This window comes from Marinobacter gudaonensis, from assembly GCF_900115175.1.
Lineage (GTDB): Bacteria > Pseudomonadota > Gammaproteobacteria > Pseudomonadales > Oleiphilaceae > Marinobacter > Marinobacter gudaonensis.
The window spans coordinates 614,630-637,475 of record NZ_FOYV01000001.1 but is presented as its reverse complement, the minus strand read 5'-3'; the positions used below and the strand labels follow the sequence as shown (position 1 = coordinate 637,475).

General features: G+C 60.7%; 24 protein-coding genes and 1 tRNA gene. 13 read left to right on the top strand and 12 right to left on the bottom strand.

Annotation, left to right across the window (positions count from 1 at the left end):
- Window positions 1-72: 72 nt before the first annotated feature.
- Window positions 73-1,134 carry a quinolinate synthase NadA gene (nadA, locus tag BM344_RS02890; RefSeq protein WP_091985801.1) on the top strand — a complete coding sequence of 354 codons (1,062 nt, stop codon included), beginning with the start codon at window positions 73-75 and terminating at the stop codon, window positions 1,132-1,134.
- Window positions 1,135-1,141: 7 nt separating this feature from the next.
- On the opposite strand, the gene BM344_RS02885 is transcribed toward nadA, so the two are convergent.
- Window positions 1,142-2,620 carry a M48 family metalloprotease gene (locus BM344_RS02885; protein WP_091990729.1) on the bottom strand — a complete coding sequence of 493 codons (1,479 nt, stop codon included), beginning with the start codon at window positions 2,618-2,620 and terminating at the stop codon, window positions 1,142-1,144.
- Window positions 2,621-2,788: 168 nt separating this feature from the next.
- On the opposite strand from BM344_RS02885, the gene BM344_RS02880 reads away from it, so the two are divergent.
- Complete coding sequence (locus tag BM344_RS02880; RefSeq protein WP_091985798.1) at window positions 2,789-3,019, top strand: sulfurtransferase TusA family protein; 231 nt, start codon at window positions 2,789-2,791, stop codon at window positions 3,017-3,019.
- 13 nt (window positions 3,020-3,032) lie between these two features.
- Window positions 3,033-4,118, top strand: a complete 1,086-nt coding sequence (locus BM344_RS02875) for an AI-2E family transporter (RefSeq protein WP_091985796.1) — start codon at window positions 3,033-3,035, stop codon at window positions 4,116-4,118.
- Window positions 4,119-4,150: 32 nt separating this feature from the next.
- Here the strand turns inward: BM344_RS02875 and BM344_RS02870 are convergent, their stop codons facing one another.
- Window positions 4,151-4,618, bottom strand: a complete 468-nt coding sequence (locus BM344_RS02870; RefSeq protein ID WP_091985794.1) for a peroxiredoxin — start codon at window positions 4,616-4,618, stop codon at window positions 4,151-4,153.
- A gap of 74 nt (window positions 4,619-4,692) precedes the next feature.
- Here BM344_RS02870 and dapA point away from each other — a divergent pair, with 74 nt between their 5' ends.
- From dapA to BM344_RS02845, 5 genes are all read left to right on the top strand, one after another.
- Window positions 4,693-5,571, top strand: a complete 879-nt coding sequence (dapA, locus tag BM344_RS02865; RefSeq protein WP_091985791.1) for a 4-hydroxy-tetrahydrodipicolinate synthase — start codon at window positions 4,693-4,695, stop codon at window positions 5,569-5,571.
- Between the two features lie 68 nt (window positions 5,572-5,639).
- Window positions 5,640-6,722, top strand: a complete 1,083-nt coding sequence (gene bamC, locus BM344_RS02860) for an outer membrane protein assembly factor BamC (protein ID WP_228143537.1) — start codon at window positions 5,640-5,642, stop codon at window positions 6,720-6,722.
- Between the two features lie 45 nt (window positions 6,723-6,767).
- Window positions 6,768-7,481: a phosphoribosylaminoimidazolesuccinocarboxamide synthase gene (gene purC / locus BM344_RS02855; RefSeq protein ID WP_091985785.1), complete on the top strand. Its 714-nt coding sequence runs from the start codon at window positions 6,768-6,770 to the stop codon at window positions 7,479-7,481.
- A 32-nt stretch (window positions 7,482-7,513) separates the two neighbouring features.
- Window positions 7,514-8,257, top strand: a complete 744-nt coding sequence (locus BM344_RS02850) for a TIGR04219 family outer membrane beta-barrel protein (protein ID WP_091985782.1) — start codon at window positions 7,514-7,516, stop codon at window positions 8,255-8,257.
- A 28-nt stretch (window positions 8,258-8,285) separates the two neighbouring features.
- Complete coding sequence (locus BM344_RS02845) at window positions 8,286-9,293, top strand: NAD-dependent epimerase (RefSeq protein ID WP_091985779.1); 1,008 nt, start codon at window positions 8,286-8,288, stop codon at window positions 9,291-9,293.
- Between the two features lie 3 nt (window positions 9,294-9,296).
- Here the strand turns inward: BM344_RS02845 and BM344_RS02840 are convergent, their stop codons facing one another.
- The 8 genes from BM344_RS02840 to BM344_RS02805 all read right to left on the bottom strand — a co-directional run bounded on the left by BM344_RS02840 (window position 9,297) and on the right by BM344_RS02805 (window position 15,991).
- Entirely contained in the window at window positions 9,297-9,716 is a 420-nt protein-coding gene (locus BM344_RS02840; protein WP_091985776.1) for an acyl-CoA thioesterase, read from the bottom strand.
- 14 nt (window positions 9,717-9,730) lie between these two features.
- A complete protein-coding gene (locus BM344_RS02835) occupies window positions 9,731-10,888 on the bottom strand; it encodes an iron-containing alcohol dehydrogenase (RefSeq protein ID WP_091990727.1) in 1,158 nt (385 codons plus the stop codon).
- Window positions 10,889-11,035: 147 nt separating this feature from the next.
- Window positions 11,036-11,112, bottom strand: a tRNA-Val gene (locus BM344_RS02830).
- A 55-nt stretch (window positions 11,113-11,167) separates the two neighbouring features.
- Window positions 11,168-12,118, bottom strand: a complete 951-nt coding sequence (locus BM344_RS02825; protein ID WP_091985774.1) for a DMT family transporter — start codon at window positions 12,116-12,118, stop codon at window positions 11,168-11,170.
- Between the two features lie 138 nt (window positions 12,119-12,256).
- Window positions 12,257-13,348, bottom strand: a complete 1,092-nt coding sequence (locus BM344_RS02820) for a hypothetical protein (RefSeq protein ID WP_091985772.1) — start codon at window positions 13,346-13,348, stop codon at window positions 12,257-12,259.
- A gap of 52 nt (window positions 13,349-13,400) precedes the next feature.
- Window positions 13,401-14,477, bottom strand: a complete 1,077-nt coding sequence (locus tag BM344_RS02815; RefSeq protein ID WP_091985770.1) for a hypothetical protein — start codon at window positions 14,475-14,477, stop codon at window positions 13,401-13,403.
- Between the two features lie 154 nt (window positions 14,478-14,631).
- On the bottom strand, window positions 14,632-15,252 hold the full coding sequence (locus tag BM344_RS02810) for a YceI family protein (protein WP_091985767.1): 621 nt from the start codon (window positions 15,250-15,252) through the stop codon (window positions 14,632-14,634).
- A complete protein-coding gene (locus tag BM344_RS02805; protein WP_091985764.1) occupies window positions 15,239-15,991 on the bottom strand; it encodes a CDP-alcohol phosphatidyltransferase family protein in 753 nt (250 codons plus the stop codon). The genes BM344_RS02810 and BM344_RS02805 overlap by 14 nt, the downstream gene beginning before the upstream one ends.
- A 183-nt stretch (window positions 15,992-16,174) precedes the next feature.
- On the opposite strand from BM344_RS02805, the gene BM344_RS02800 reads away from it, so the two are divergent.
- Genes BM344_RS02800 through BM344_RS02785 form a run of 4 tightly spaced genes read left to right on the top strand, consistent with a single transcriptional unit; the run spans window position 16,175 to window position 20,523 of the window.
- On the top strand, window positions 16,175-17,191 hold the full coding sequence (locus tag BM344_RS02800) for a zinc-dependent alcohol dehydrogenase (protein ID WP_091985762.1): 1,017 nt from the start codon (window positions 16,175-16,177) through the stop codon (window positions 17,189-17,191).
- Between the two features lie 35 nt (window positions 17,192-17,226).
- Window positions 17,227-17,625, top strand: coding sequence for a 6-pyruvoyl trahydropterin synthase family protein (locus BM344_RS02795; protein ID WP_091985759.1), 399 nt, complete (start codon window positions 17,227-17,229; stop codon window positions 17,623-17,625).
- Entirely contained in the window at window positions 17,612-19,576 is a 1,965-nt protein-coding gene (locus BM344_RS02790) for a glycosyltransferase (protein WP_091985757.1), read from the top strand. The genes BM344_RS02795 and BM344_RS02790 overlap by 14 nt, the downstream gene beginning before the upstream one ends.
- Window positions 19,573-20,523, top strand: a complete 951-nt coding sequence (locus BM344_RS02785; protein ID WP_091985754.1) for a lysylphosphatidylglycerol synthase transmembrane domain-containing protein — start codon at window positions 19,573-19,575, stop codon at window positions 20,521-20,523. Before BM344_RS02790 ends, BM344_RS02785 begins: the two co-directional genes overlap by 4 nt.
- Here BM344_RS02785 and BM344_RS02780 read toward each other — a convergent pair.
- Window positions 20,512-21,381: a RibD family protein gene (locus tag BM344_RS02780; protein ID WP_091985752.1), complete on the bottom strand. Its 870-nt coding sequence runs from the start codon at window positions 21,379-21,381 to the stop codon at window positions 20,512-20,514. The two genes, BM344_RS02785 and BM344_RS02780, sit on opposite strands and share 12 nt — an antisense overlap.
- A gap of 152 nt (window positions 21,382-21,533) precedes the next feature.
- Between BM344_RS02780 and BM344_RS02775 the strand changes: the two genes are divergently transcribed.
- A complete protein-coding gene (locus BM344_RS02775; protein ID WP_091985750.1) occupies window positions 21,534-21,770 on the top strand; it encodes a hypothetical protein in 237 nt (78 codons plus the stop codon).
- Window positions 21,771-21,784: 14 nt separating this feature from the next.
- On the opposite strand, the gene galU is transcribed toward BM344_RS02775, so the two are convergent.
- Window positions 21,785-22,624 carry a UTP--glucose-1-phosphate uridylyltransferase GalU gene (galU, locus tag BM344_RS02770; RefSeq protein ID WP_091985747.1) on the bottom strand — a complete coding sequence of 280 codons (840 nt, stop codon included), beginning with the start codon at window positions 22,622-22,624 and terminating at the stop codon, window positions 21,785-21,787.
- Window positions 22,625-22,846 lie beyond the last annotated feature (222 nt).

Here is a 22,846-nt window from a genome sequence, read left to right as displayed (position 1 = left end):
TTGTTTCAGAATCATTAAAGCCCGGACAGCAATGCTATAATGCCCCGGTTAACGCAACACAGAGATGCAGTAATGACCCGAGCCGAAGACCGTATCCTTGTTCAGGAACATCTGGCCCACGCCGCCGAGCCCAAGCCCCTGAGCGCCAGTGAGAAAGCTGACCTGGAATCCCGAATCAAGGCGGCCCTCAAGGCCCGGGATGCGGTTCTCGTGGCGCACTATTACACCGACCCGGACATTCAGCGTCTGGCCGAGGAGACCGGTGGGTGTGTGGCGGATTCCCTCGAAATGGCCCGCTTCGGCAATCAGCACTCTGCCTCCACAGTGGTGGTGGCTGGTGTCCGGTTCATGGGCGAAACCGCCAAGATCCTTAACCCGGAGAAGCGGGTGCTCATGCCAACCCTCGAGGCTACCTGCTCCCTGGACGTGGGATGCCCTGCGGACGAGTTCGCTGCGTTCTGTGATCAGCACCCCGATCGAACCGTGGTGGTGTACGCCAATACCTCGGCGGCGGTGAAGGCTCGCGCCGACTGGGTGGTAACCTCCAGCTGCGCCCAGGCGATCGTCGAGCATCTTGATGCCCGTGGTGAGAAGATCCTGTGGGCACCCGACAGGCATCTTGGGCATTACGTGCAGAAGACCACCGGTGCTGACATGCTGTTGTGGGACGGCTCCTGCATCGTACACGAAGAGTTCAAGTACCGTGGGCTTGAGGACCTGAAAGCGGTGTATCCGGAGGCCGCTGTGCTGGTGCACCCCGAGTCACCGGATGCCGTGGTGGAAATGGCGGACGTGGTCGGCTCGACCTCGCAGCTGATCCACGCGGTGCAGACCCTTCCCAACGAGCAGTTCATCGTAGCGACTGATAACGGCATCTTCTACAAGATGCAGCAGTTGGCCCCGAACAAGACTCTCATTGAGGCCCCAACAGCGGGTAATGGGGCAACCTGTCGCAGCTGCGCACACTGCCCGTGGATGGCGATGAACGGTCTCGCCAACCTGCTACACGTGCTGGAGCATGGGGATCAGGAAGTTCTGGTGGATACGGCTTTGCGGGAAAAGGCGTTGAAGCCACTGCACCGGATGCTGGACTTTACGGCGAATATGAACCTGAAGGCGGCGGGCAACGCCTGAGGGTGCCTCAACCGTTGTTCCTGGCGTAGAGTCGGCTGGTGATCTCGGCCAGCCGCTCGGTCACGATTTGCCGCTGGGGCGCGCCGGCCGGCAGTTTTTCCTGGGCCTGTCGCAGTTGCCTCTGGGCCGACTCCAGGTCGCCCATGAGCACGTCGTATTCCGCCCGAGCACGGTGAACGCCCACAATATTCCTTGCCATCCCTTCCGCTTCGGCCAGCTTCAGCCAGAGGTGCTCCTGGCCCGGCAATCTGCGGGTCAGTTGTTTCAGATGTTCCGCTGCCGCCGCGCCGTTACCGTCGGCTATCTCGGTCTCCGCCAGCTGGAAGGTGATCGGGTAATTGCCGGGGTTACGTGAAAGTGCGTCCTGAAGGATCGTCCGGGCGTCATCCAACCGTTTCTGAGCCAGGCGTACCTCCGCGAGGGTCACAAGAAAGGTAATTCGACCGGGATTTCTGGCCAGTAGATCATTCAGCAGGTTGGCGGCTTTCTCGTACTGTCGATTGGACAGGTAGGCGACTGCCAGGCCATAGCGAATGGCGTCGTTGCGCTTGGCGTCCTCCCGATCCAGATAGGATTCAAAGGTTTCCACCGCCACATCGGCTGAAGGTGCGTAGTGTACCTGCAGCCTGCTGCGCATCAGGTGGTACTCCTGACCGTCCCGGATGCGTTCGTCAGGGTATTGCTCGGCCCGGTTTCGGGTGTCGGCAACCCGGCTCTGGGTGAGTGGGTGGGTTGAGAGGTATTCCGGCAGCCGGTTCCCCTGCATCCGGTTCTGCCGCATCATGATCTCGAACATCTCGGGCATGCCCCTGGGGTCCATCCCGGCGTTGGCCAATATCTCAAGGCCTACGCGGTCTGCTTCCTGCTCGTGGGCCCGGCTGTACGCCAACATGTTCTGTACCGCCAGTGCCTGGCTGCCAGCGATCGCCGCGATACCGATGTCAGACTGGGTGACCGCTGACAGCACGATGCCGGCGATCATGCCGGCCAGGGTGAGGGGAGCGCTGGTTTCTTGCTGCTCCATGCGCCGGGCAAAATGCCGCTGGCTGAGGTGTGCAAGTTCGTGGGCGAGTACCGAGGCGAACTGCTGTTCCGTTGCGGCGTTGAGGAACAGGCCGCCGTTTACGCCAACGATGCCCCCTGGCACGGCAAAGGCGTTGATCGCCGGACTGTCGATCAGCGCCAGGGTCAGATCCCGGTCCTGCAGAGGGGCGAAGGGTACCAGCCGGTAGGTAATGGCATTCACGTAGTCGTAAACCAGTGGGTCGGTGATGCGTGGCGCCGAGCGACGGATTGATACCATCACCTGTTGGCCAATGTCCGACTCCTGCTGGCCAGCGATCAGGCCGCCGCCACTACCACCGATGCTGGGTAAGCGGCTGTCCTGCTGCGCCTGTGCCGGCAGGGCAGTGCCTGCCAGCATGAGCGCGAGTAGGGCGCTCTTCATCAGTGCCGGAAACGGACGGGTGCGGAAATGTCTTGCCATCATCTGATACAGAATGCCTTTGCCTGGAACTGCCGATTGGACAGCAGCGCATTGTGAAAAGTTCGGGCCCCCGCTTGCAGAGGACATTAATGCAGTACATTATCACTCCCGGCACAATGCCCGCTTGTTAAATTCCCTTACAGTTTGTCCGTATGGTGTGTAATCCCGATGGTTGATCGTGTTCTTGATGCGTCCGGGCTTCGCTGCCCGATGCCGTTGCTGAAAACCAAGCTGGAACTCAACAGTATGGCGCCTGGCGAGGAGCTCGAGGTGATCGCCACCGACGCCGGTTCTGCACGGGACATTCCCGCTTTCCTCGAGTTGTCCGACCATAAGCTCATGAGCAGTTCGGAGTCCGCCGGCCAATACCGGTTTGTGATAAAGTGCGGCGGTCAATGATTCGGAGTTGTCGATGATCAGGACGTTACGTGGTCTTGCCCACAAATATTTCTCGGATGAAGAAGCCGTCATCCTTTTTCTGATACTGGTCACTGGCACCGTCTTTGTGATCTGGTTCGGGGCCATGCTCGCCCCGGCCATTGCCTCCCTGATCGTTGCCTTTATTCTGCAGGGGCTGGTAACCAAGCTCAACCGGCTGGGTGTCCCGGAAACCCTTTCAATCCTGACGGTTTTCCTAGTGTTCCTCGGGGTGTTGGTTGGCTTCCTGTTCGGGCTCCTGCCCCTTATCTGGACCCAGCTCAGCAACCTGGCCGGTGAGGCGCCACGCATTATCCGGGAACTCCAGTCCTACCTGGAACTCTTGCCGGAACAGTACCCCCATCTGATTTCCGGTGAAGCGGTCGCCCAGGTGTACAGCCAGGTGAGTACCGAAGTGGGACACCTGACCCAATGGCTGGTGTCGTTTTCCCTCTCCAGTATTCCCGATCTGGTGGCGCTGCTGATCTACATGGTGCTGGTGCCGATCCTGGTGTTCTTCTTCCTGAAGGACCGGGAGGTGCTGCTGGGGTCCATTGCCCGTTTGCTGCCACCCCAGCGGCCCATGATGCTGCAGATCTGGCACGAGGTGAACCTGCAGTGCGCCAACTATGTTCGCGGCAAGGCGCTGGAGATCCTCATTGTGGGCGGTGCCACCTACATTGCCTTCAAGCTGCTGGGCATGCCGTACGCTGCCCTGCTGGCGCTGCTGGTGGGCCTGAGCGTGGTGATTCCATACATCGGGGCTGCCGTGGTCACCATTCCGGTGGCGGTAATCGCGCTGTTCGCGTTCGGCTGGGGCAGCCATTTTATCTGGGTGATGGTGGTGTATGGCGTAATCCAGGCCCTCGACGGTAACGTTCTGGTACCCATCCTGTTTTCAGAGGTGAACAACCTTCATCCGGTCGCCATCATCGTGGCGGTGCTGTTCTTTGGCGGCATTTGGGGCCTCTGGGGCGTATTTTTTGCGATTCCGCTGGCCACCATGCTGAAGGCGGTTTTTGCGGCCTGGCCTGTCAAGGACGGGGCGTCTGTTCCGGTCGAGACCACGCAAGCGAAGTAACGCCCCCGACCAGACAGCTCAACGGGCGCTCGTCAGAGCGCCCTGACAGCCTCCAGCACCGCCTCGGCATGGCCCTTGACCTTCACGCCGCGCCACTCGGCCCGAAGAATTCCCTCCCTGTCGATCAGGAACGTGCTTCGGTCCACGCCCATGTACTCCTTGCCGTACAGCTTTTTCAGTTTGATGACATCAAACAGCTGACACAGGGCTTCGTCTTTGTCCGAAATCAGGTGGAACGGAAATTCGTGCTTGGCGCGGAAGTTCTCGTGGGCCTTCAGGCCGTCGCGGGATACCCCGAGGATTTCGGTATCCAGTTCCTCGAACTGCTGCATGCGGTCCCGGAAATCCTGGCCTTCGGTGGTGCACCCAGGCGTGTTGTCCTTGGGGTAGAAATAGATCACTACATTACGACCTTTCAGGTCGTCCAGTCGAATGGTCTGGTTTCCCGTGGCCGGTGCTTCAAAATCCGGCACGGGTTTGTTTAACTCAACGGAGGGCATGACATCTCCTTTAATTCCCTTGTGTCAGTTCGTGCCCAACATTACCATATCGGTTTTATTCGGACGGAGCTTTTATGATTACGGGTAGCCTTGTCGCACTGGTCACGCCCATGCATCCAGACGGTGAAATTCACTGGGAAGATCTGGACAAGCTGGTGGACTTTCACCTGGATAACGGTACTCACGGCATTGTTGCCGTCGGAACCACCGGCGAGTCGGCAACGCTGGATCCGGAAGAGCACTGCCGGGTAATTGGCCACATCATCAAGCGGGTCAACGGTCGTATCCCGGTAATCGCCGGCACCGGGGGCAATAGCACCCGCGAAGCGATCGAGCTGACCACCGAAGCCCACAAGCTGGGCGCTGATGCCTGTCTGCTGGTGGTGCCGTACTACAACAAGCCGACCCAGGAAGGCCTTTACCGTCATTTCAAGGCCATTGCCGAAGCCGTCCCGGGCATGAGCCAGATGCTGTACAACGTGCCTGGCCGTACTGCGTGCGACATGCTGAACGAAACCGTTCTGCGCCTGGCCGACATCCCGAATATTGTCGGTATCAAAGACGCCACCGGGAACATCCCCCGGGGTGCCGAGCTCATCCAGGCACTCGAGGGCCGACTTGCCGTGTACTCGGGTGACGACGCCACCGCCGCCGAGCTTATGCTCGCTGGTGCCAAGGGCAATGTGTCAGTGACCGCGAACGTGGCACCTAAAGGCATGTCCCAGCTGTGCGAAGCCGCCATTGCGGGCAACCGTGAGGAGACTGAGCGCCTGAACGAGCTGCTCATGCCGCTGAACCGGAAGCTCTTCCTCGAAGCCAACCCCATTCCGGTGAAATGGGCCCTGCATCGGATGGGTATGATCGGCGAGGGTATTCGCCTGCCGCTCACTCCGTTGAGCGAGAAGTTCCACGGAGAAGTGGAAGATGCCCTCAAGGCCTCAGGTGTACTCTGAGATTGTCCAAACGTTTCCAAGCCCGGAGTCACCTGATGCAGGTTCCAGAGAGAACCGGTAGTACCCTCATGTCAAAGAAATCGTCCTTGATCACGCGCACTGCGGCCGTGTCCGGCTTTCTTCTGCTTACGTCAGTTGCCGGCTGCAGCCTCGTTGAAGACCGCTCGGAGCGGTATGTCAACGCGCCGGAGGGGCAGCCGCTTGAGCTGCCCGAATCCGCTGACAAATCCCGCTTCAGTCAGACAATGCCCATTCGCGATGTGAAGCCCGCGGATGCCAGCCGGATGTACCCGTCCGACATCCCCCGCCCCCCGGACATGACCTCCGACATTCTGGACGAGAACTACGCGATTGAAGAGCTCGACGGACGTGTCTGGCTTTTGGTGAACGACGTGCCCGGCCGGCTTTGGCCAGCGGTCAACAGCTACCTGAGCGATCGTGGTCTCGGTGTCAGTTTTGATAGCCCGCAGCTGGGGCTGCTGCAGACCGAACTGGTGAACTTCAGCAAACGTGCGCGGCAACTGGCGGAGCTGCCAGACAATCCGTCCGCCGGTGAGCAGAAAGTACTGGTGCAGGTCCGGATGGCGCCGGGTGTTCGCCGCAAGACCACCGAGATACAGGTTCGCCGGGTGAACGTCGAGGATCAGCCCGATGAGCTGATTCCCTGGAGCACCATCGCCGAACCCACCGAAGAGGCACTGGCGTTCCAGAAACGGCTGCTGGAAGACATGGGTGACTTCCTGCGCGCCCAGGAAGAAACCAAGGCATTCTCCCGGGCGGCCTCAGGAATGGTGAGCGATCCCCTCGTGAGGCTGATCTCCGAGAACGACGAAGCCGTGGCCATCCGCATGGAACTGGATTACGGTCGCTCCTGGGCCGAGGTGAACCGGGCCCTGGGCGATTCTGGGATTCCGGTGGTTGACCTGAACCGCAGCGAAGGCTGGTTCCAGGTGGACTTCCGTACCGAGGATGAGCGCGACCCTGGCTGGTTCAGCTGGTTCAGTTCAGAGTCCTCACCAGAGCATACCCACACTGTCATGCTTCGCCAGGAGGCAGACGCCGTCGTGATCTCGGCGCAGCAACTACCGGGTACCGAGGCCAGCCGATCGCCGGCCGAGTTACTGGAACAGCTGTTCGATTACCTATACTGATTGAGAAGGTGGCCGCCCGTGGCGGCCGTTTTTCGGAGACTTCTAATGGAAAAACGCGAAGAACTCTACGCTGGCAAGGCAAAATCCGTCTACCGTACCGACGATCCCGAGCGGTTCGTGATGGTGTTCCGGGACGATACCTCCGCCTTCGACGGTGAAAAGAAGGAACAGCTGAACCGCAAGGGCATGGTGAACAACAAGTTCAACGCTTTCATCATGGAAAAGCTGGAAGCCGTCGGCGTGCCGACCCATTTTGAGGGTCTGCTGTCGTCTACCGAGTCGCTGGTCAAGAAGCTCGACATGATTCCGGTGGAGTGCGTCGTTCGCAACGTGTCCGCGGGCAGTCTGTGCCGCCGGCTGGGTGTTGAGGAGGGCAAGGCCCTCAATCCTCCCACCTATGAACTGTTTCTCAAGAACGATGCGTTGCACGACCCCATGGTGAATGAGTCACTGGCGGTCAGCTTCGGCTGGGCCACCGAGCAGGAACTCGGCCAGATGAAGACGCTCACCTACAAGGTGAATGACGTGCTCAAGGCGCTGTTCGATGATGCCGGAATGATGCTGGTTGACTACAAGCTGGAATTTGGTCGCAGCGGTGGCCAGATCGTTCTGGGCGACGAATTCAGCCCGGATGGCTGTCGGATCTGGGACAAGGAAACCCGCAAGAAAATGGACAAGGATCGTTTCCGCCAGGGATTGGGCGAGGTAATTGAAACCTACGAGGAAGTCGGTCGCCGGCTGGGCATCCAGTTCGACTGATTACCACTCACTACAATTCCAATAGGTGCGTTATGCGTAAACTGATGCTAGCTGTAGGCGGTTCACTGATTCTGGTGGCGCCGATGTCCCAGGCCGATGTGGTTGGGCTGGGTGCCAGCGTAAGTTACTGGGATTCCGATCTTTCCGGTAAGGCTGCCACAAACAATGATGTGGTGGATGTTGAGAACGATCTGAACCTGGACAACGACACCAACGCCAATGCCTCGCTCTACGTTGAGCATCCGGTGCCGGTGTTGCCGAACGTTCGCCTGAACTACACCCTGGTTCAGCAGAGCGGTCAGGGTGAACTGGGAGCGGATTTCGGCGATATCACCACGGTAGGTACCGGTGTGAATGTGCGTTCGGAACTGGATCTGGAGCAGGTTGACTTCACGTTCTATTACGAAGTGCTGGACAACTGGGTCAATCTCGACCTGGGCGTGACGGCGCGCGATCTGAACGGAGAATTGTTGATTCAGGAGCAGGGTGGCGCCAACCGGGTGAACCGCACGGAAGTGGATGCGGTGATTCCCATGGGTTATCTCGCTGCCCGCTTTGATCTGCCGCTCACCGGCCTGTCTGTTGGTGCCGAAGGCAACCTGATCAGCTATGACGGCGATTCCCTGCACGATTTCAACGCCTTTGGTCAGTTTGAAATCGCGCTGGTTCAGTTGCGGGCGGGTTACCGCCAGATGTCGATCGATTACGAGGACGGAGACGATCGGCTGGACGTTGAGATTGGCGGGCCGTTCGTGAGCGCGGGCGTCACCTTCTGATCCCGACACAGACTCCAGGGAGAGACACTTGAAGATTCTTGTTACCGGTACTGCCGGCTTTATCGGGTCGCACCTTGCCCATCGTCTGCTTGATCGCGGCGATGAGGTGATTGGCGTGGACAACGTCAACGACTACTACGACGTAAACCTCAAGGAGGCCCGGCTGGCGCGTCTGACCGGCAAGAAGGGTTTCCTTGAAGTACGTCAGGATGTCGCCGATCGTGCGTCCATGGCGTCGCTGTTTGCCAAGCACCGCCCCGATCGGGTGGTGCACCTGGCGGCCCAGGCCGGTGTCCGGTACTCCCTGGAGAATCCCCACGCTTATGTGGATGCCAACCTGGTGGGGTTCATGAATATTCTGGAGGGCTGTCGCCATAACGGGGTGCAACACCTGGTGTACGCATCCAGCAGCTCCGTCTACGGTGCCAACGAGACCATGCCGTTCTCGGTGCACGACAATGTGGACCACCCCCTGAGCCTCTACGCCGCCTCCAAGAAGGCCAACGAGCTGATGGCCCACACCTACAGCCATCTTTATAACCTGCCCACCACCGGTTTGCGATTCTTTACCGTTTACGGCCCCTGGGGCCGACCGGACATGGCGCTGTTTATCTTCACGAAGAAGATCCTCGCCGGGGAACCCATCGACGTGTTCAACCACGGCCATCATCGCCGGGACTTCACCTACATCGACGACATCGTTGAGGGTGTCATCCGCACCCTCGATCATGTGGCGGAACCCAACGATCACTGGAGCGGCCTAACGCCGGACCCGGGGACCAGCAAGGCGCCTTACCGCCTGTACAACATTGGCAGCAACAACCCGGTGGAGCTGTCACGCTTCATTGAGATTATCGAGGAGAAAGTCGGCAAGAAAGCCGAGAAAAACCTCCTGCCACTCCAGCCGGGCGATGTGCCGGCCACCTACGCCAATGTCGACGACCTGATAGCGGACGTCGGCTACAAGCCGGCAACACCCGTGGAAGAGGGCATTGGCCGGTTTGTGGACTGGTATCGGGACTTCTACAAGGTATAGCGTTCAGTCGGCGGCCACTGCCTCGAGGCAACGCCGGATGGGCGCAGGAATGCTGACCGAACGGTTCTCGGCGCGATCCACAAACACATGCACCACCTGGCCAACCGCTGAAGCTTCGCTGTCCGATTCCCTGAATATGCCGAGCTCGTAGGTCACCGAACTGTTGCCCAGTTTCAGGACCCGGAGGCCGACCGATAGCGCGTCGGGATAGGCCACCGGCCGGCGGAACTGGCAGGATGAGCTCACCACAAAGCCCACCACCGGCGCCTTGTGAATATCCAGACCGCCTTCTTCAATCAGATACCGGTTGATGGTTGAGTCGAAATACGAGTAGTAGGTGACATTGTTCACATGCCCGTAGACGTCGTTGTCCATCCAGCGGGTGGATACCGGATAGAACACCCTGAATTCGTCACGCTGCATTGCTTGTCGCCCCTTTAATACGCCGCCTGGTAAATGGCCAGGGCGTCTGCTTCAGTCACCTCCCTGGGATTGTTCACGAGCAGTCGGGTCTGCTTCATGGCGTCCGCGGCCAAGACCGGCAGGTCGGATTCGCCCACGCCCACCTCGCGAAGTGTCTGCTCCAGGCCCAGATCCGCACTCAGTGCCTCGAGGCGGTCAATAAACTCCCGGGTTCGCTGCTCGGCAGGCGTTGAGGCAAGATCCGGAAAGGCGTCCGTTGCCAGGACGGCATAGGACTCGTTACAGAGCTCGGCGTTGAAGCGCATCACATGGGGCAGCACCAGCGCGTTGGACAGGCCATGGGGTACATGGAAAATGCCACCAATCGGATAGGCCAGGGCATGAACAGCGGCGACCGGAGAGTTGGCAAAGGCCTGGCCCGCAAGCATGGCTCCCAGCAGCATATCGGAGCGCGCCCGGACATTCCGGCCATCCTTCACCGCGGTTTCGATATTCGCGCCCAGCAACCGCAGGGCTTCGCGAGCGAGCGCCCGGGAGACCGGATTATTGTTGGCGGAGGCCGAGGTGTAGCTTTCAATGGCGTGCACCATGGCGTCGATGCCGGTGGCGGCGGTGACATGGGCCGGAAGCCCAAGCGTCAGCTCGGCATCCAGCAAAGCGATGTCTGGCAGCAGCTGCGGCGCCACCACGCCTTTCTTCTCGGTGTCGCCGACCGTGATGATCGAGATGGGGGTTACTTCGGAGCCGGTCCCCGCCGTGGTCGGAATCTGGATCAGCGGTAAACGCTGCCCCTTGGCCTGGCCGACCCCATACACTTCATCAAGCGTTTCGCCACCACCAATCAGCAGTGCGATCAGTTTGGCCACATCCATGGACGAGCCACCGCCAAATCCGATCACGCCATCAATTCTGGAAGCGCGTGCCTGCGCCAGAGCGGCCTCTACCACTGAAACGGGTGGGTCAGCAACCACGTCTCCGAACAGCTCGTAATGGACGCCAGCCTCCTTCAGCGAGTTGATGGCCGGGTCGATCAGGCCCGCCATGACGAGGCCGGGATCGGTAACCAGCAATACTCTGGCGCCAATCTGCTCCCTCGCGAGAGTCCCGAGGCGCTTGATGGCTCCGGGTTCGCAAATGACGCTCTTGGTAGTGTTGAAGGTGAATGCAGTCACAAGGTCCTCCGAAGTCAGCGAAACCAGCATAGGGGATGACCAAAGACTAACACGGTTAGACGTTGGATGGTTCGCTTGGGAGACAGATCGGAGAAGAGAAAAAGTCAGTCGTGAGAGGTGTGTACGACATTGACCGGGATGCAGGAGTGGTAGGACCACGCGGATTCGAACCGCGGACCTCTACCATGTCAAGGTAGCGCTCTAACCAACTGAGCTATGGTCCTGTGTCCTGCAACGGGGACGAAATATACTGATTCCCTCCGGGCTGGTCAACCTCTTTTAGGCGGTTTTCCGACTTCGCAATTGCGTCTTGATGGCTTTGCTCAGAACGGTCCAGCGGTTGACGATCAGCGCCGCAAAAATGAGCCCGCAGCCGCCCAGTTGGATGGCTGTCATGGACTCTCCGAACCAGGCTGCAGCGAACAGCGCCACCCACACTGGTTCCAGCACCAGGATCACCACGCCGTGGCTGTTGGCCGAGAGGCTCTGGGCCAGGGTTTGCAGCAGAAAGCGGCCGGCGGTACCGATCACGGCGCTGGCGGCCACCCACCACACCAGTATCGGGGTAAGGTTGCCCAGTGTGGGTTGCCAGGGTTCCAGCAACAGGGATTCCACGAGGGTCAGCACGCCTACGGTCAGCAGGGCAATGGCGGTCAGGGGCAGGGCCGGTACCCGGTGTTTCTCCACAGTTTTGCCCAGGCGGTCCACCACGGTTCGCTGGTTTGCGGCCCGGGTATTGAGATTGAAGTACAGGGCAAAAATGCTGGCCGCAAGTACAAAGAAAATCTGACCGGCTTCAGGCCGGAAGCCGTTCTCCAGCGATAACAGGGCCAGGCCCGCAACTGCAATGGGGATTGCCAGCCAGGTGCTTGGTGGCTGGGCTTCGCGGAAAACAAGCCGGGCAATGATGGGCACAATCACCACGCCGAGGCTGGTGAGAAAGGCACCCTCGCCAAGGCTGGTGCCATGAACCAGGCCCATGACCCAGCAGGTCATGGCGGTGCCGAACACCAGGCCAACGCCAACACTGCGGCGGAGCTGGTCCAGGCTGAGCTTCATCAGTGAGCGCCGGGCAAAGAAGGCCAGTACCGCACCGGCAATCAAAAAGCGGGCGGCCATGAACATGAGCGGGGGCATCAGCAGCACCGCTTCTTTGGAGAACATCCAGCTGATGGCTGCAAACAGGGTAACCACCAGCAACAGAAGATCGGATTTGTGGGAGTCAGACATGGTATTGCGCTCGCCGGCATTGGCTCAGTCAATCGGGAAAGCGCACCAATGTATAGTTTGCGAACTAAAAAGAAAAGATGGGTAGAACTACCGAGAAGTGGGGGTAGGCTCGTCCCTGAGCCGCAATTGCACAGAACTTCAGTTGTTGAGGGTGGTGTAAACCAGGCTGGACATGTCGGTCTGGTCGGAGCCTGGTACTTCAATGTACTGGTCACCGGAACCCCACCACTGCCACCAGGCCCGCCGGTTGTAGGTGCGGCTGGCGAAGTCGACCCGCAAACCGCCCAGGGTGGTGTTGTTGACCACGGGCACCGAAATATTGCCGGTTTCCGAGCCAAGCACCCCGCTGTGGCTTGCCCCCTCGTTCATCAGTATCGGGTAGTGGTTGTAGTAAAGGGCATCCGGGCCGTTCTGGCTGGTGACTTTACCCGCAAGGCTGATGCTGTTGGAGCACGAATCGATGCCCGCAGCCGATGTGGCGCCGCAGGCCGAGTGGGTGGGCACCACGCCGTCATCGGTGCCTTCGATGAATGGCTTGGTGATGCCGCCGTAAGAGGAACCGCCGGCCACGAACCGCAGTCTGGGAATATTGTTGGGGCTGACGGCCAGGTTTCGGGCTGCATTGGTTTGCAGGTCGTTCACCACGCCAAGTTTGCCCGGTTCCGGCTCAATGCCGGTAAACGCCTCCACCGCGGCGCGCAAGGGCCAGTTGTACCAGCTGTCGTTGTAGGCCAGGCTCATGGCGAGGTTGGCCAGCTCGGTTCCGCCACCGGCGCCGGAGTAGTCCAGGGCCGCCAGGATCTTCAGCGGCGGCAGGCCTTCGGACTGAAGCCATCGCGCCTGGTTTTCCAGCAGGTAGCGGGTTACCAGGTCGCCCGTGGAGTGGGACACCACCAGGCACCAGTTGTTGCACAGGCCCTGCTGGCTGATCTGGCGCAACTGCTGGTAGGCCTGCTGGGCGATACCCCCCTCGACCCGACCGTTACTGCCCCAGTCGATACGCGCTTCGGAGCGCGATAGCCAGAAGGTTCGCCAGTAGTCCTCGCCGGCACTCTTCACTTCCTGAAGGTTGGCGGGTGGATTGGCCAGGTCTTCCTGTTGGAAGCCGTGCACCAGTATGACGTTATGCCCGGCCAACTGGGCCTGGGCGGTGGTACCGGCAAACAGGCTGCCGGTGATAGCGACCGCCAGGGCGGTCTTACAGGCACTTCCTATTGTTGTTGATTTCATGTTTGCTCCGTCTTCGCTGAATTATTGTTGTTGCAGGGCCGGGGCCCTGTCATCAGAACTTGTCGGCCAGCTGCCTGAGCAGCGCTGCCCGTTGTTCCGATTCGGGATTCGCCGCCGGGGTATCGGTGAGCCGATCCAGATCCGGCGGCGTGAACGTGTAGCCCTCGTCGGGCCCGTAAGCGTAATGGGTGCGGTCGCCGGGTTTTGCCGGCAACTGACGAATCTGGAGGTGCTTGAGCTGGAACTGTCCGTTGAAGTTACGGTTGGCCAGCACCGTGCCGTGGGCCCGGAGCTCGAGAACATCGCTGGTGCTGTCCAGGCGTTTCTCGGCCTGGAGTTGGGCAACCGGTTGTTGTCCCGCCCAGAGCTGGGCAGAAAGAGCGTAATAGCCCGGGTCCTCCGGTGCGAAATTGACCGGTATCACCAGGTTGTTATTGCTCACGAACGGGTCGCCAAGGCCCTCGAACTCGCCAAGGTCCGGTTCAATGGTCAGTGCCGAGGCGTGCCGTACCGGGCGGCCGTCCACGGTGGCCTCGACAATCAGTCGGTATTCCCCGGGCTCGGCATCTGCGGTCAGGATTCCCTCGTAATAGCCGGGGGAGCCGGCTTCCTCCAGGCGTGTACTGACAACCGCATCCCGGCTTTGTGGTGTTTCCAGGGTCGCTTCCATGGTGTTGCCAACCACCTGGGAGCCCTCAATGGCGGCGGCCACCAGAATGGTGTCTCCACGGGTGTAGCGAAACTTTTCGAGGGTGACCGTGAATCGTCCATCACCGGGCAGTGGCAGGGTCACAGGTTCGTAGTGGTTAGCCTGGTAGCCGCGGGCCTGGGCCGGGCTGAGGGGGATCGACCAGTCCGGATAACGGCTGGCCTGTTCGTACTGATCGGCGACGCTCGCGAGCATGAAGCCCAGGGCATTGTCGGAGGGCGGCTTGGGTGAGGTCGCTTCGGGCGACTTCCGGTTGTCTGCCGTCGTGGCGGAATACGGCGCGGGCGCGGGCGCCGGTGTGCTGCCGGCCAGGCTACGCAGCCATTGGAATTCAGAGCGGTTCTCGGCAGACAGAAAATAACCGGTGCCAATAACCGTCGTCAGTATGAGGGCTGGAATCAGTAGTGCCTTACCGGGCATGCGGCAGGTCCCTGTCTTGTTTTTGTTTCCTTAAACATAACGGGAATACCGCCGCACCCCAAAAATCCGGGCCCCTTTTGTAACAGAATGTGTCCAGGGTGTGCGCTGGGTCACATCGCAGGCATCAAGAGAGTCTGCTGATCTGAACACCTGTTCAGAAAAGACCGCCGGATTCGCGAATCGCCTCGAACCCGAATCTCAGAGTCACCTCATCGCCCACCATGGCCTGCTCGATCCCATAAGTCATGCCCCATTCGCTGCGCTTGAGGGTTGTGGAGGCGCTGATGCCCAGGGTGTACTCCTCATGCCCGAAGGGATAGACAGCGCTTTTGTTGAGAGTCACGTCCAGCACCACGGGGCGGGTCTGGCCGAGCATTTCGAGGTCGCCGGTCACCTTGCCGGTATTCTCGCCGGTGGTTTCAAATCCGGTCACCGTGTAGGTGATTTCCGGGTACTCCTCACTGTTGAGGAAGTCTTCGTTACGGACGTGCTCGTCCCGCTTCTTGTGATTGGTGAACACACTGTCGCTCTGGAACACCAGTTGACCAGACTTCAGCTCCCGGGCTTCCTCGTCGTAGACGAATTGGCCTTCAACCTCACGAAACATGCCCATCACCGGCGCGTAACCGATGTGCATGATTTCGAACACAATGGAGAAGTGTTCGTCGTCCACGATAAATTTTCGGGGTTCGGCCATCGCCCCGGTGCTGATCGCCAGCGCGGCGGGCAGGGCAACGAGGGTTCTGGTCAGTGTCCCGGTGTTAACAGCTGTCATGGCAATGTCTCCTTTGATAGAGCCAGCGAATGTCCAGGGAAAAGGACCACACCAGCAGCGCCAGCGCGGTGGCCAGTGTGGTGCTGACAAACAGGGGTGTGGCCGGTGGCAGGATCGCCACAAGCAGGGTGACGATCTGCCAAACGCAGATAGTTTTGCGTCGAAAGCTGTCGGGCAGGGGTTGGTTCATCCAGGGCAGCAACAGGCTGGCGGCCACGAAACCATAGCGCATCAGGCCCAGAGCCAGGACCCAGACGCCGGCTTTCCCGAGTGCCAGAACCGCAACGCACAGCCCGAGGATGAACAGCGCATCCAGCTCCATGTCAAAACGGGCGCCGAAGTCGCTTTGCGAACCGGTAGCTCTGGCCACCCTGCCGTCCACGCCGTCCAGCAGCAAAGCCAGTAATGCCACCACGGAGTACAGCCAGAGCCCGCCTGTACTCCCGTTTTCGCCAACCAGGTTTCCTGCGTAGGGAGCCAGGGCAACCAGCGTTATTACCAGCGTGCTTCGAAGAAGGGTCGCCCGATTGGCCCAACCGAAATCCTGGCCACGGGGCCAGGCGAAGCCAGCGCAGACGCAAACTGCTATATACAAAATGGCGGCCAGAGCGATAAACGTCAGCGGTAGCTGGGCCAGCCAGCTGGTAAGGAGGCATAACAACGCCAGCAATCCGCCTGCCCAGGCAAGATCGAAAGCCAGGGAGAGGCGGCCTGGGGAGGTGTGCCCATTAGAATCCATCGTCAGGCTCCAGCGTATACATTGGCAGCCAGCGCGGCCCAGAGCCGCGCTGCCACGCCCCGAATACAAAGACTATAGTAGTCGGATGGTGTGAATATTTACGAGAGCAGACTGCGTTCAGACCGTCAGCTTCGTCGTCCTTTCCCGGGCGCCGAAAGCCAGGCATGAAGCAAGGAGATTGCATTGCCAAAGGAAGCCGGAGCAACGAGCTCGCCACGTGAGGCCAGGGCCTGGTGGGTAACCAGTCCCGGGAAGGGCGAAATTCTGGAGACGTCATTGGCGGGGGACAGCCGTGAGTGCCGCGGCGACTGGGTGACGGTTCAGGCACTGTATTCCGGAATCAGTCGGGGGACTGAATCGCTGGTATTCCATGGGCGGGTGCCGAAAACCGAGCACGAGCGTATGCGGGCGCCCTTTCAGGAAGGCGAGTTCCCCGGGCCGGTCAAATACGGCTACGCAAGTGTTGGGAACGTCATTGAAGGGCCGGCGGAACTGGTGGGAAAGCCGGTTTTCTGCCTGTACCCTCACCAGGACCGTTACCAGGTTCCGGCGTCAGCGGTAACGCCTCTGCCCGAGGATCTGCCCCCGGAGCGGGCGGTGCTCGCGGCGAACATGGAAACGGCCGTGAACGGTCTCTGGGATGGTCTGCCAGGGGTGGGGGACAGGGTTGCCGTCGTTGGCCTGGGCGTCGTCGGGCTTCTGGTGGCCTGGCTGGCCAGCCGGATTCCCGGCACCCGGGTAACCGCTATCGACACCAACCCGGCCCGGGCGTTGGTGGCGGAGCAACTCGGCCTTGATTTCAGCGATGGCACCGGCCCACTGCTGGACGATCACGATCTGGTGATTCACGCCAGCGGCCACCCTTCCGGCCTGGAGACTTCTCTGGCGCTTGCCGGCGCTGAGGCAACCATCGTGGAGATGAGCTGGTATGGCGACCAGCCGGTTCCGGCGCCCCTGGGCGCGGCCTTTCATCCACGGCGCCTGACGCTCAAATCCAGCCAGGTGGGGCAGCTGGCAGCGGCCCGACGGCCCCGCTGGGATCACGGCAAACGGCTGGCCCTGGCCTTAAGCCTGCTGCGAGACGAGTCCCTGGAGTGCCTGATCACCGGTGAAACCCCGTTTGAAGAGTTGCCCCAGGCCATGAACCGCATTCTGATTGATGGCAGGGATACGCTCTGCCACCGCATTGCCTACGGCTAGACCACCAACCACTGCCCACTGCATAAGGAGAGACCATGTTCGGCCTGACCGTCCGTGACCACATGATGATTGCCCACAGTTTTAACGGTGAGGTCTTCGGGCCCGCGCAGAAACTCCATGGTGCCACCTACGTGGTCGACGTGACCTTTGAGCGGCATCAACTGGACGAGGACGACCTGATCGTGGATATCGGGCTGGCCTCGGAAGTGCTTAAAGACGTTCTCTCGGAATTCAATATGAAGAATCTCGATGAGATTCCGGAGCTCGCGGGGCGCAATACCACCACGGAATTCATGGCCAGGATGGTATTCGATCGCATGGCCCGGGCCATTCACGAAGGTCGTCTTGGCGAAACCGGCCGCGGCATTGCGAGCCTCAAGGTAACCCTCTCGGAGTCGCATATTGCCTGGGCAAGCTACCATGCCGGAATCTGAGGCGCCGCATGCCATCGAATTTCTGGTGCCGGGTGATCCGGACCAGAACACCGGAGGGTATCGCTACGTCCGAAAACTGGTGCAGGCCCTGAATGAGCGGGGCCAGCTGGCCCGGGTAACCGGGCTGGACGGGCAGTTTCCGAGGCCGGACAAAAAGGCGTTCGAAGAACTCGACCGGCGCCTGACGGCCCTGCCGGAAGGCACCTGCGTGATTCTGGACGGTTTGGCCATGGGTGGGTTGCCAGACGTTGTCGAAAAACACCACGGGCGGCTTACGTTACTGGCGCTGGTGCATCACCCCCTGGCGGATGAGACCGGGCTGAGCGAACCCGACCGGCAATGGTTTCTCGATTCCGAACGGCGGGCCCTGGCGTTCGTGTCGGGCGTTGTCACCACCAGCCGATACACGGCAGCACGGCTAGCGGACTACAACGTTCCGGAGGCGTGGGTCCGGGTCGCGGAACCGGGAGTCAGCGTGTTGGCCGGCAAAAGCGAGCCTGCACCTGCAGACGATTCTGGGGAGGCACCGCACTTGCTCTGTGTCGCGCATCTGTCTCCGCGCAAGGCGCAGCACCAGCTGGTGGCGGCGCTCGCAGCACTCAAGTCCTTATCCTGGCAATGCTCGCTGGCGGGCTCCGACAGCCGTAACGCGGGGTACGCGTGCCAGTTGCGCAAACAGATTGCCGAATCTGGCCTGTCCGACCGTGTCACCCTGACCGGAGAGCTGGACGAAGCCGGTTTGACAGATATGTACCGTCGGGCCGACCTGTTTGTGTTTCCATCGCTCTATGAAGGCTATGGCATGGTGATCGACGAGGCGCTGGCTGCCGGTCTGCCGATCATATCCTCCGACGGCGGTGCGCTGGCGAACACGGCGGAAAGACCCGGCGTAGTGCAGTACAGTGCCGGTGATGTTCAGGCCCTGACGGCACGAATCGAACAATGGCTGACCCACCCGGAAGAGCTTGCTCACGCCCGTAAGCTGGCGGTCCGGGAATCGCGGCAGGTGCGGTCCTGGCGGGCAGCGGCGGATGATTTTCTCAGCGCCGTTGAGCAATTCCGGTACGGAGCGTCCGGGTGGCACCAGCACTCTGCCTTCGACAGCCAATGGCTCTCGGCCCGTGAGGCAGCCGATCACAAGGCGCGCTCCAGGGAACTGACGGCGGCTCTGAATCAGTGGCTGGCCGATCGTTACGAGCAGCAGGCCGGATTTCAGGCACGGCCCTGTCGGATTGTCGACATTGGTACCGGCCGAGGCTCCAACGTTGTGTATCTGGCACCGGCCCTGCAGGTACCCCAGACCTGGCTGGCAGTCGATCAGGACCAGGCACTGCTGCGCGAGGCCCGGGAACGCGCCCGGGGTCTGGACGTGCCCTTTGAAACGGCACCGGTTCAGCTGACACCGGAAAACATCGAGCAGATATTGCCCCAGGACACGGCACTGGTAACGGCCTCGGCCCTGATTGACCTGGTGTCCCGTCCCTGGCTGACGGCCCTGGGCCGGGCGGTGGCGAATAGAAACGCCGCGGTTCTGATTGTGCTGAGTTACGCCGGTCGGTTCGAGCTCAGCCCGGAGCATCCTGAGGACGAGCTGCTCCGGGATCTGGTAAACCGGCATCAACACGGTGACAAGGGCACCGGTGCCGCCCTGGGGCCGGACGCATCAGACGTTCTGGCAACCTTGATGTCTGAGGCGGGCTATTCGGTTCAAACCGCTGAGTCCTCCTGGGTCCTCGGTGGTCCGGACCGTCCTGGCGAATGCTCCAATACCTCCCTCATACGAATGCTGATGCACGGCTGGGTAGAGGCTGCGATAGAACAGTCGCCGGAAAGCCGTCCGCAACTGGAACGCTGGCTGTCCGCCCGGGAAGCCTTGTTAGCCGAGGGAGCGCTTCAGATCGTGGTGCACCACACCGACGTGCTGGCTCTGCCGCCGGAGTCGACCGTTTGACCTGGCTGCAACGCCGGCGTGTTGGCCTGGCCGGTCGCTGGCTGGTTACCGGCCTGGTGATTGGTCTGGTGGTGCAGGCCGTCGATGGGCAGGCACTGTGGCGGGAACTCTCCGGCATTGCCGTATGGGTACTGGTGCCGGCCTTGCTGATGTCTGTCTTGCAGGTAGTAATCTCCGCGTGGCGATGGCGATACACGGCGCAGCGGTTGGGCGTCCCTCTGAGACTCGGCCTCGCCGTGCAGGAATATTATCTGGCGACCTTCCTTAACCAGGTGTTGCCCGGCGGGGTACTGGGCGATGTCCATCGCGCCTGGCGCCACGGTACCAGCGCCGGTGAACGGCTGGCTCCGGCCCATGCGGTCGCTATTGAGAGGTTGTCGGGGCAGGTGGTCCTGATTCTGGTTGTGCTGGTTTCGGTCATCGGGCTTGTCCAGGCCGGCCGTCTCCAGGTCGGGACGCCTGGTGGGGGGTGGTGGCCGGTGGTTGCGATTATCTCTCTCTCGCTCGCCGTCTGGCTGGCGGCCCGATTGGGGGCTGGCGACTATCTTTTGCGGCTCAGGCGTGACCTCCAGCGTGCGCTTTTGAGCGGGTCTGCGTTACCCGTACAGATGGCCTCCTCCTTGATGGTCCTTGCCAGTTATCTCGGTGTCTTCCTGCTGCTGGCCGCTGGCGCCGGCTATCTGGCCGGGCCGGCAACATTGCCCGTGTTAGTCGGCCTGTGCAGTGTTCTGCTGCTCAGCATGGTGATTCCCCTGACAGTCGCGGGTTGGGGGGTTCGGGAGGGCGCGGCCGCTGTGCTCTGGCCCCTGGCGGGCTTGCCGGCGGAGCAGGGCGTGGCGCTGAGTGTCGGGTACGGGGCCCTGGTTCTCATCTCAAGTTTGCCAGGTGCAGCGATGATCTTCAGGGGGCGGGGCACGGCCAGGGACGTCGGGCGATCAGGTGCCTGAGAAATCCAGGTCGAACAGCATGTCACTACCGAGATTGACCAGTTGGGCCCGCGGGCGCAGCGCGTCGTCCAGCAGATCAATCTCCGGCAGGGAAAACGCCGGGCGACCGCTGCCAATGATCATGGGCGCAACCATCACATGCAGGCGGTTCAGAAGGCCGGCGTTCAGGAAAGCGGAAACGGTAACGCCACCGCCTTCCACGAAAATCTTTCTCAACCCGTAGTCTGCCAGGACTTCCAGGATGTGCGCGGGATCTACCGGTGCGTCATCTTCGGGCCGCCCGAGGCAGGGCACGTCGGTCACGCCCGGCGGTACTTCCGCATGCGGTGGCTTGCTGTAGGTGCCACTGATCAGGCGCAGGGTTGGTGCCTCGCCATCGGTAAACAGGTGGTGGCTGTCGGGAACCCGGCGATGCCGGTCGATCACCACCCGTACCGGGTTCCGGCCATGGGTGCGTCGCACCGTGAGCCTCGGGTTGTCGGTTAAAGCGGTGCCTGCGCCCACGATCACCGCGTCGGACACCGCCCGTATCCGGTGGAGATGGGTTATGCCGTCGTCGCCGTTAATGAATCGTGACCGGCCGGTTACCGTGGCTATCCGGCCATCCAGGCTCTGGCCAAGCTGGCCGATCACGTTCAATTGAGCGTTGTCTGGCAAGGGCCGACACAGGGGCAGGAATACCGATAGAAGGCTTTGGGCCTCATGGGTGGCGGGTTGCATAAGGTTCCAGCTGCCCTGACCATTGATCCTGACAGCGGGCGTCTCGGTGCCCGGAAACGGCAGTGTCACATTGCTGCGGTCTACTGCACTGAGAACCAGTTCCCACGCCGTATCGATATCCAGAGGTCTCGCTGCCATAGTCCTTCCGTCAGGTTTCATTCACCCTTTAGTCACCCGAGGTAACGGTCGATTGTGTTCCTGGCTATATGTACGTTACATTTTCGGTTTGTTTCACTTCTCAGGGCATTTTCCGGCCGGTTTGCGCCGGATTCAATGACGAGGTCAGGGCCATGCAGGACATGCACCCCATTCAGCACTGGGATCCGGAAGCGCCCGGAGACGATGGGCAACTGGAACTCCCGGGCATTGCCCTGGACCGCAGTGACGAGCTTCTGGAATCTCTGGAGGAGCTGGAAGATGTGCTGGGCAAGGTCCAGCTGACGGCGGAGGAGGTGGAACTGCTGCGCCGGTTTCGCCGAACAACGGCGGAGAACCGGCGCATGATCCTGCAGTTACTGGCCCGCTGAGCCGGGCCCGGACCTTACTTCTTGCCCTTCTTGTAGATATTCTCGTACACGTAGTTGGTGGCTTCCACAAAGCCATCGATGCTGCCGCAGTCGAACCGCCGACCCTTGAACTGGTACGCCAGTACGCAGCCGTTGCGTGCCTGCTCCAGCAGGGCGTCGGTTATCTGCACTTCGCCGTTCTTGCCGGCAGGCGTGCGCTCGATGATCTCGAAGATATCCGGCGTGAGGATGTACCGGCCAATAATCGCCAGGTTGCTGGGTGCGTCCTCGGGCGCCGGCTTCTCCACCATGTCGGTAATGCGGTACAGGCCATCTTTCATGGATTCACCGGCAATCACCCCGTACTTGTGGGTCTCGTCTGCCGGTACTTCCTCAATGGCGACAATCGAGCAGCGGAACTGGTTGTAGAGCTTGACCATCTGAGCCAGCACGCCGTCTTCACCCTCGGGGCCAATGCAGAAGTCGTCTGCCAGAACCACGGCGAAGGGGCTGTCACCCACCAGGTTGCGACCAGTGAGGATGGCGTGGCCGAGGCCCTTCATCTCGTTCTGACGGGTAAACGCGAAGCTGTTGTTGTCGATCAGCTCGCGGATGGAGGTCAGCAGATCCTCTTTCCCGGAACCGGCAATCTGGTGCTCCAGTTCGTAGCTGATGTCGAAATGGTCCTCAATGGCGCGCTTGCCGCGACCGGTCACAAAGCCGAATTCATGAATGCCGGCTTCTGCCGCTTCCTCAACCCCGTACTGGACCAGGGGTTTGTTCACCACGGGCAGGATTTCCTTGGGCATGGCCTTGGTGGCGGGCAGGAATCGGGTGCCGTAGCCGGCAACGGGGAACAGGCATTTCTTGATCATGGGTTTCGTCCTTTGATGTTCGGTTTCACGGCCTGTGGCTTCGAAGTGAAGACGCTGTCCAGGAGCCTTTTCAGCTGATCAATCACAAAGTGTGCCGAGTTTACCCAAGTTGTCGCCACAAATGCAGGGGGGAGGCCGGTTTTGTAACCGGGCGTATCATCGGGTGTTCCTGAGCATCGCCCAGCTACATTCAGATACAACTTTCATATTGGATTGTAAGTA